General features: G+C 56.4%; 1 pseudogene. It reads left to right on the top strand.

Annotated features, from left to right (window positions below):
* Positions 1-274: 274 nt before the first annotated feature.
* Positions 275-2,335 (top strand): annotated as a pseudogene (locus M5J09_RS12990) (hypothetical protein); the annotation flags it as partial.

The raw sequence follows: 2,335 nt of genomic DNA, 5'->3' as shown, positions 1-2,335 counted from the left end.
TGGGTTTAGATGGTTGTGTAGGAACTTTCATCTTCACACCAGGGACCCCTATATGTTGTGGTGACCCGCTAAACCCGTCGTTTTCTACTTCACCCCGCTACGCACCCCGAAACCGGAAGAGCCAGTTAACTTACTGATCCCTGGATTCTCTGACCTCTGTCTGGGGTATGGAAGTGAGTCGCTCTCGGTTGCGCAAGCCGGATTCCCTACTTGCGCGGTCACGTGCCCCTAACGTGATCACCTCTTATAAGTCTTAAGGAAAGGACTTCTTGGTATGACTAAGAAGAACACTCGAGCAGCATCTGCAGCTCGCCGCCGCGGCACCACCATTGCCGCGGCTGCGCTTTCGGTAGCACTCGTTGCTCCGTTTGTACACCCGGTAGTTGCTCCGCAGAACGCGGCCTTCGCACAGGCTGAGGATGCCGCGGCGGCGCCGCAGCCGGATGTGGACGGAGCCGTCAACGTCGACGCAATCGAGGACGGCACCATTACCTCCGGTACGCAGCTTTCGGCTGCGCAGACCGTCGCTAAGGACGTTGTTTCTGGTCGCGTCAACCTGATGACGCCGAAGAACTCCGCGATTCTATCGACGAAGTACGACGGTTTCGAGGGCGCACCGGACGGCACGAAGGTCTACTTCCAGTGGAAGGATGTAGATGGCGCGGAGTCCCCGATTTACTCCGCAAAAACCCACACTATTGACGGAGTCCTCGGTGCGAACGGCCCGGGTATGTACGCTTTTAAGGTGCCGACGTGGACTGATGCAAACGGTAAGGAGCGTCAGTACAAGGCTTTGACGGCTCAGAAGTTCCGTGTTTGGTCGGAGTCGCCGGACAATGAAGAGACTGGAAATGAACGTGAAATCGTTCGTGTAGCTCCGGGTTATACACCGTATGCGTACGGCAAGGGGTCCGGCGACGGGCTGGGTGAGTTCCCGGGTGCTGTTGGTACGAACGGTAACATGCAGGGCACTGGCGTTTGGCTTGCTGAGTTGCCTACGAACCCGAACAACTACTGGATGGGCAACAAGAAGCCGGAGCCGGGCTTGCCGCTTCCGAATGACCTGAAGGTGATCAAGGATGACCGGGAGGTTAAAGGTATCGATGATTGGTACGACTACTCCGGCCGTGTATGGCTAGAGACCGGCGATGAGCGCCAGCTCTTGACCGGTTCGACTGGTACGGCAGAGCCTTCCGGTATTGGCTACAAGGTGTATGCCGCGACGCTCACGGAGGAAGGCCGCCAGGCCAACGCTGAAATCAAGCGACTGCCGGCTGAAAAGCGTGCGCTGGCTACCAAGCAGATGCTCGAGGAGCACCCAGAGTACGTCCAGTCAGTCCGTTACACCGAGACTGATGAGAACGGTGATTACACCATCCACGTGCCGAAGGATGAGTACCACCCCCACGACACGTTCATGTGGGTTGAAAATAAAGATGGTGAGAAAATCGTTGGCTATGGCCAGTGGCAGCAGCCTGTTTTCCACTCAGTGAATAACTACTCGGCGACGTGGGCGCCATCAGGCAACCCTACAGAGCAGAAGGCACTTCCGGTTCGTGGTGCCCGTTTCTACAACATCCACTTCGCTGCAGTTCCGGATCGCCGCGTTGATTTGGATATCGCCGATTTTGACACCACTGATAACCCAGCTAAGCCCGGCAACACAGCTAAGGCGAAGCTCTCTGGTGACCTTCCGCTGCTGCCGAACAAGATCGAGTGGCGCAAGAACGGTAAGCCGATTGGCAAGTCCTGTGATATTGAGCTTCTCAATGACCTGAAGGACTGTGGCTCCTTCACCGTCCCGGATGATGCTAAGGCTGGCGACATCTACTCTGCGGTACTTGTCTCTGGCGCACAGGACGTTGCTTCTGACTCGTTCATCGTAGCTAAGGACTCTGATGGTGATGGTCTGCCGGATGAGAAAGAGAAGGAGCTCGGTACTGATCCGAAGAAGGCCGACACTGATGAGGACGGCATTAATGACGGTGACGAGGTAAACGGTTCGAAGAACCCGTTCGATAAGGACGGCAAGAAGGTCGAGGACGGTAAGCCGGGTGCTCCGACGGATCCGACCAAGGCCGACACCGATGGTGACGATGTCAAGGATGGCGACGAGATCAACACCAAGGTGGATGAGGACGGCAAGACTGTTCCGAATGAGTCCGAGAAGGACGAGCCCACTGACCCGAACAATAAGGACACCGATAAGGATGGTCTGACCGACGATAAGGAGAAGGAGCTCGGTACCGATCCGAATAAGGCCGACACTGATGAGGACGGCATTAACGACGGTGACGAGGTCAATGGCTCGAAGAACCCGTTCGATAAGGACGGC

The sequence above is a fragment of the Corynebacterium sp. BF-R-2 genome (genome assembly GCF_024586525.1).
Taxonomy (GTDB): domain Bacteria; phylum Actinomycetota; class Actinomycetes; order Mycobacteriales; family Mycobacteriaceae; genus Corynebacterium; species Corynebacterium singulare.
Note: the sequence above shows the minus strand (reverse complement) of the source record. Positions and strands in the feature narration are given on the sequence as shown.